The sequence below is a fragment of the Devosia sp. genome, assembly GCF_034675085.1.
Taxonomy (GTDB): domain Bacteria; phylum Pseudomonadota; class Alphaproteobacteria; order Rhizobiales; family Devosiaceae; genus Devosia.
Genome location: NZ_JAUCDN010000247.1, coordinates 1 through 4,943, shown reverse-complemented (window position 1 = coordinate 4,943; position 4,943 = coordinate 1). Strand labels below are relative to the sequence as shown.

The 4,943-nt window shown below is 66.4% G+C and carries 7 protein-coding genes and 1 tRNA gene; 5 read left to right on the top strand and 3 right to left on the bottom strand.

Translation table 11 applies throughout. The features are described from left to right. Positions 1-55: 55 nt before the first annotated feature. Positions 56-1,207, bottom strand: coding sequence for an FAD-dependent monooxygenase (locus VDP82_RS13840; RefSeq protein ID WP_323015433.1), 1,152 nt, complete (start codon positions 1,205-1,207; stop codon positions 56-58). A 211-nt stretch (positions 1,208-1,418) separates the two neighbouring features. Here VDP82_RS13840 and VDP82_RS13835 point away from each other — a divergent pair, with 211 nt between their 5' ends. Together VDP82_RS13835 and VDP82_RS13830 are read left to right on the top strand one after the other, a co-directional pair. After that, positions 1,419-2,390 (top strand): quinone oxidoreductase, encoded by a 972-nt coding sequence (locus VDP82_RS13835; RefSeq protein WP_323015432.1) that lies wholly within the window; start codon positions 1,419-1,421, stop codon positions 2,388-2,390. 17 nt (positions 2,391-2,407) lie between these two features. After that, positions 2,408-2,833 (top strand): GFA family protein, encoded by a 426-nt coding sequence (locus tag VDP82_RS13830; protein WP_323015431.1) that lies wholly within the window; start codon positions 2,408-2,410, stop codon positions 2,831-2,833. Between the two features lie 7 nt (positions 2,834-2,840). On the opposite strand, the gene VDP82_RS13825 is transcribed toward VDP82_RS13830, so the two are convergent. Next, positions 2,841-3,383: a cytochrome b gene (locus VDP82_RS13825; protein WP_323015430.1), complete on the bottom strand. Its 543-nt coding sequence runs from the start codon at positions 3,381-3,383 to the stop codon at positions 2,841-2,843. A 48-nt stretch (positions 3,384-3,431) separates the two neighbouring features. On the opposite strand from VDP82_RS13825, the gene VDP82_RS13820 reads away from it, so the two are divergent. After that, positions 3,432-3,893, top strand: a complete 462-nt coding sequence (locus VDP82_RS13820; protein WP_323015429.1) for a MarR family winged helix-turn-helix transcriptional regulator — start codon at positions 3,432-3,434, stop codon at positions 3,891-3,893. Positions 3,894-3,908: 15 nt separating this feature from the next. On the opposite strand, the gene VDP82_RS13815 is transcribed toward VDP82_RS13820, so the two are convergent. Beyond that, positions 3,909-3,998, bottom strand: a tRNA-Ser gene (locus VDP82_RS13815). Between the two features lie 116 nt (positions 3,999-4,114). On the opposite strand from VDP82_RS13815, the gene VDP82_RS13810 reads away from it, so the two are divergent. Continuing rightward, the gene (locus tag VDP82_RS13810) at positions 4,115-4,351 is read left to right on the top strand and encodes a hypothetical protein (RefSeq protein WP_323015428.1); all 237 of its coding nucleotides are present in this window, start codon (positions 4,115-4,117) and stop codon (positions 4,349-4,351) included. A gap of 118 nt (positions 4,352-4,469) precedes the next feature. Then, positions 4,470-4,646 (top strand): hypothetical protein, encoded by a 177-nt coding sequence (locus VDP82_RS13805; RefSeq protein ID WP_323015427.1) that lies wholly within the window; start codon positions 4,470-4,472, stop codon positions 4,644-4,646. The last annotated feature ends 297 nt before the right edge of the window (positions 4,647-4,943 follow it).

Genomic DNA, 4,943 nt, shown 5'->3' with positions numbered 1-4,943 from the left:
ATCTGCGCGCCGATACGCCGCTGGTGCCGTTTCTGGGGTAGAGCCCAGCGCCGGCCTAGCGCTGGCCCATGCCCAGGGCGAAGGCCCGGCGGCGCAGGGGCGGGGCAAGGCGCAGGGCCCAGAGGCCGCCGGCGCGCAGCATCTGGGCGGGTAGCATGTCGGCCAGCAGCGAGCGGAACAGCGCATCGACGATGCCGCCGGTGCGGGCCAGGTCGGCGGCGCGGCGGTCGGCATAGTCGCGGCTGACGCGCTCGCCCCAATCGGCGCCGCCGCGCGGCGTTGCGGCGAGGGTGGCGGCGAGATCGGCCACGTCGCGCAGGCCCAGATTGAGCCCCTGCGCCCCGATGGGCGGAAAGGCATGGGCGGCCTCGCCCACCAGCACCACGCCCCTGTCGCCGGCGCGAGGCACGCTGAGCACGCTCAGGGGAAAGACGAAGGCGGGACTGGCCAGTGTGATGGCGCCGAAGAGGCGTTGCGACTTTTCAGCGAAAAGGGCGAGCAGCGTATCAGGACCGCCGGCGCGGGCGGCGTCGAGCGTGGCGCGCTCATCGATCCACACCAGATTGGCGCGATTGCCGCCGGCCGGCACCAGGGTGAAGGGGCCGTTGGGATAATGAAATTCGACCGAGGTGCCGCCGATGGGGCGGGCGAGATCGAGATCGCAGACCAGGGCGGCCTGCGAGAACCGGGTTTCGCGCATGGCCAGGCCCGCAGCGCCGCGCACCAGCGAGCCCTTGCCATCGGCCCCGACGATGAGTGGGGCCGAAAGACGGCTGCCATCGGTGAGGGTGACGGTATCGCCGCTCAGGGCGGTAACGCCGAGGTTACGCGTTTCGAGGTTGGTCAGGGTGCGCGCGACGTCACGGAACTGGTCGAGCAGGCGGATATTGGCAAAATTCCAGCCAAAGGCCGGCAGGTCCGCCTCGGCGGCGGAAAACAGGGTTTCGGGGGCGCGGATCAGCCGCCCGGTGGCATCGATGATGCGGATATGGGTGAGGGCGTGGCCGATGGCGGCGGGCTCGCCGATGAGCCCGGCCTGGCGCAGGAAATCGACGCTGGGGCCCATCAGGGCCGATGTGCGCCGGTCGGGTGGGGCCTCGGGCGCGATATGAATGGTATCGAACCCGGCCCTGGCGATGCTGATGGCCGCTGCCATGCCGGCGAGCCCGCCGCCGACCACAAGCACATCGGCATCGAAATCAGTCATTTTGCACCTGCTGTACCGGCCCGGATGGGTTCGGCTGTAGCACCGGAGGGAGCGCAAGGCCAGACGGCAGGGCGCATGGTTTACCCGCAAGGCGGGAGGTGGATTGCCGGCACAAGACCGGCCATGAGGGGGAACCGGGGGAGGAAACGCTTTCGGCGGGGGTAGGGTTTGGATAGATATGAGCAAATCGCGGATCGTGAGGAAACCAGCCATGGCCAAAGTCATTACCGTCCATCAAACCGGCGGCCCCGAGGTGTTGACGCTGGAAGAGCGGGAACTGGCGGCGCCGGGGCCGGGGCAGGTGGCGCTGCGGCAAACGGCGATCGGGCTCAATTTCATCGATACCTATCAGCGCTCCGGCCTCTATCCGATGCAGACGCCTTTCATTGCCGGCAATGAAGGGGCGGGGGTGATAATTGCGGTGGGGCCGGGCGTCGAAGGGCTGAAGGTGGGCGAGCGCGTGGCCTATCAGGGCCTGTCGGGCGCCTATGCCAGCGAGCGGCTGGCGCCGGCGGAGCGCCTGGTGGCGCTGCCCGAGGGGATCGACGAGCGCCTGGCGGCGGCGGTGCTGCTCAAGGGGCTGACGGCCTATTACCTGCTGTTCAAGACCTGGGCGGTAGAAAAGGGCCAGACGATCCTGTGGCATGCCGCGGCAGGCGGCACCGGGCAGATCGCCACGCAATGGGCGCGGGCGCTGGGCGCCACGGTGATCGGCACGGCGGGAAGCGCCAAAAAGCTGGCGCTGGCCAAGGCCAATGGCTGCCACCACGTCATCAATTACCGCGAGGAGGATTTCGCCGCCCGCGTGCGCGAATTGACCGATGGGCGCGGCGTGGACGTGGTTTATGACGGAGTTGGCAAGGCCACGTTCGAGGGGTCGCTGGACAGCCTGCGGCCGCGCGGGCTGATGGTGAGCTTCGGCAATGCCTCGGGGGTGGTGTCCATTCCCGATCTCGTCATCCTGTCCAAGAAGGGCTCGCTCTATCTGACGCGCCCGACCGGCGTGCATTATTTCGCCCGGCGCGAGGACCTGCTGGAGGGCGCGGCGGCGCTGTTCGCGGCGATCAAGGGTGGCGCCATCACCGTCAATATCGACCGCACCTTCCCGCTGGAGCGCGCCGCCGACGCGCACCGGGCGCTGGAACAGCGCGAAACGGCGGGCTCGGTGCTGCTGCTGCCGTGAGCGAAAGGAAAAAAATCATGGGTCCCGATATCAGCGAAATCGACGGCGCCTGCCATTGCGGCGCGGTCAAATTCCATGTGCGGCTCGCCAACGGGCTGCATACGGCGCGGCGCTGCACCTGCTCGTTCTGCCGCATGCGCGGCGCGGTGGCCGTGAGCGCGGACCTGGACGGGCTGACGATCCTTGAAGGGGCCGACAAGCTGGCGCTCTACCAGTTCAATACCGGGACGGCGAAGCATTATTTCTGTTCGGTCTGCGGCATCTATACCCATCACCAAAGGCGCTCCAACCCGCGCGAGTTCGGCATCAATGCCGCGTGCCTGGCCGGGGTGAGCCCCTTCGATTTCGCCGATCTTCCGGTCTATGACGGGGTCAACCATCCCTCGGACGGGAATGCGTCGCGGGTCGCCGGGCGGCTGAGATTTGAAAGCGTCGAAGGTTAGAAAAAAACTAGGCGGCCGGACGCCCCAGCCCCATTCGCGCCAACAGGCGGTCGCGCAGAACGAACTGGTGATAGAGCGCCGCTCCGACATGCAGGACCAGAAGCGCCAGCATCAGGCGCGGCACCAGGCCGTGAACGGCGCGCGGCGCCACCAGATCGAGATCGGGCAGTCCGGCGCCGCCGATGATCGCCGGCAGCGCACCCGAGAGCGCCACCATGCCGAGGCCGCTCGCCACGGTGACCAGCACCACGACATAGAGCCCCACATGCACGGCCCGCGCCAGAAAACCGCGCAAGGCGGGTTCGCCAGCGGGCGGGCGGGGCAGGCCCCTGTCACCCACCAGACGCCAGACCACGCGCAGAACCGTGAGCAGCAAGACGCCGATGCCGAAGGGAATATGGGCGCGCAGCAGGGCGATCTTGGCCATTTCGTCGGTCTGGGCGGCAGCCTGCAGGCCGGTCACGTAGAGAAGCAGGATCAGCAGCGCCGTCAGCCAGTGAATGGCGATGGTGAGGGAACCATAGCGGTCGGCAGTGCTCTGAAGCGGCATGGGCGAAATCCTTGCATTGCACAGGGGCAGGGAGTTACATAGCTCGCTATGAAACAAAATAGCAAGCTATATAAAAACTTTGCCCGCGAAACCTCGACCGGCTATCTGGTCAATTGGGCGGCCCGGCTGTTCGCGCGTTCGCTCGAGCAGCGGTTCGGGGCCAGTTCAGGGCCGATGCCGGTGTTCTTCGCCCTCCAGAATGGCGGGGCGCTGTCGCAGAAGGAACTGGCCCGGCTCGCCTCGGTCGAACAGCCCACCATGGCGGCCACGCTCAAGCGCATGGAGCGTGACGGCCTGATCGAACGGAGGCCGGTTCCGGCGGACCGGCGCAGCGCCACCATAAGCCTGACCGCGATCGGGGAGGCACAGGCCAGGACGGCCTTCCAGGCGGCGATCGACGTGAACCGGCTGGTGGGCGAATGCCTGGGGGAGTCCGATGAAGCGCTTTTCCACGACATGCTGGCGCGCGTCATCGCCGCTCTTGGGCAGGATGGCGCCGCAGGAAAATAAGCGTGAGGCGGCAAGTGGCGGGTAGAGAGGGATTCGAACCCCCGGAAGGCTTGCACCTTCGCCGGTTTTCAAGACCGGAGCAATCAACCACTCTGCCATCTACCCGTGGCGAGCCGTTTAGCCTTGGGGCGGGAAACTGTCCAGTGCCCGCGCGCCGGACATTGCAAGTACGGGCGGGAACGCTATGACAGGGGCGGGTTGTGTGTTGAACCGGAGGCGGAATGAGCCGCAAGGAATTCGAGGCGTCGCGCCTGCGCCGCATGAAGCGCGTCGCCGCGCGCCATGGACTGACCATCCTGACCGCCGACAAGATCAAGGTGCATGGCGGCAAGGGCGGCCATGCGCTGCGCGAGGATGAGAGCTTCAGGGTGGTTTTCGGGAATGAGCCGCAGCCCTTTTCGGCCGATCTGGACGCCATCGAGGCTTATCTGGACGGGCTCGAGGCGGGGCAAGAGTAAGGATGCCATCGGGGGCTGGCAACCGGGCGCGATCACCGCAGGGTGAATTTCCCTTATTTATTCCGTAACGGGAATCGGCCCACACTCGTGCCATTGGCTAACTTTGGAGGCGCGTATCGTGTTTACTCTGATCAATGCCGACGCAGACGATGACGATGCCGAAATCACCGATCCCCAGGAGATCGCGGAACTCTTCGCTGCCATTGCCGCCGTGGCCATCGAGACCATAGGCGCCGCCCAGGCCAGAGAGCTTTTCGACGCCGTGGTCGAACAGGACGGCCGGGACCCCAACTAGACGTTTCCGCCGGAGACTGCCGCTTTCCCTGTGCTGGGAGCGCGGCCTTCGGGACGAGTCCGAGGGCAGGGTGGTCGTTTTCCAGCGGTGAGGGGCTGTGGCTCCACACCCTTCCGGCCTCCCCCATCGAGGGGAGGTGGGACGTGGCGTTTTTGGCATTATCCTGCCCCGGCCGCTGGAGGGACGTCACCTCCACAGGCCTGCGTTAAAGCACGTCGCGATCTTTCAGATTCGCTTCATGTGCTTTAGCCTTTTGTTTTTGCGCATGTCTTTATCCCGAAACCGGTTCCCACTTTC

What these genes read in the sequence shown, in the direction of transcription:
- VDP82_RS13840 (WP_323015433.1), bottom strand. Translation starts at nt 1,207, where the DNA reads ATGACTGATTTCGATGCCGATGTGCTTGTGGTCGGCGGCGGGCTCGCC.
- VDP82_RS13835 (WP_323015432.1), top strand. Translation starts at nt 1,419, where the DNA reads ATGGCCAAAGTCATTACCGTCCATCAAACCGGCGGCCCCGAGGTGTTG.
- VDP82_RS13830 (WP_323015431.1), top strand. Translation starts at nt 2,408, where the DNA reads ATGGGTCCCGATATCAGCGAAATCGACGGCGCCTGCCATTGCGGCGCG.
- VDP82_RS13825 (WP_323015430.1), bottom strand. Translation starts at nt 3,383, where the DNA reads ATGCCGCTTCAGAGCACTGCCGACCGCTATGGTTCCCTCACCATCGCC.
- VDP82_RS13820 (WP_323015429.1), top strand. Translation starts at nt 3,432, where the DNA reads ATGAAACAAAATAGCAAGCTATATAAAAACTTTGCCCGCGAAACCTCG.
- VDP82_RS13810 (WP_323015428.1), top strand. Translation starts at nt 4,115, where the DNA reads ATGAGCCGCAAGGAATTCGAGGCGTCGCGCCTGCGCCGCATGAAGCGC.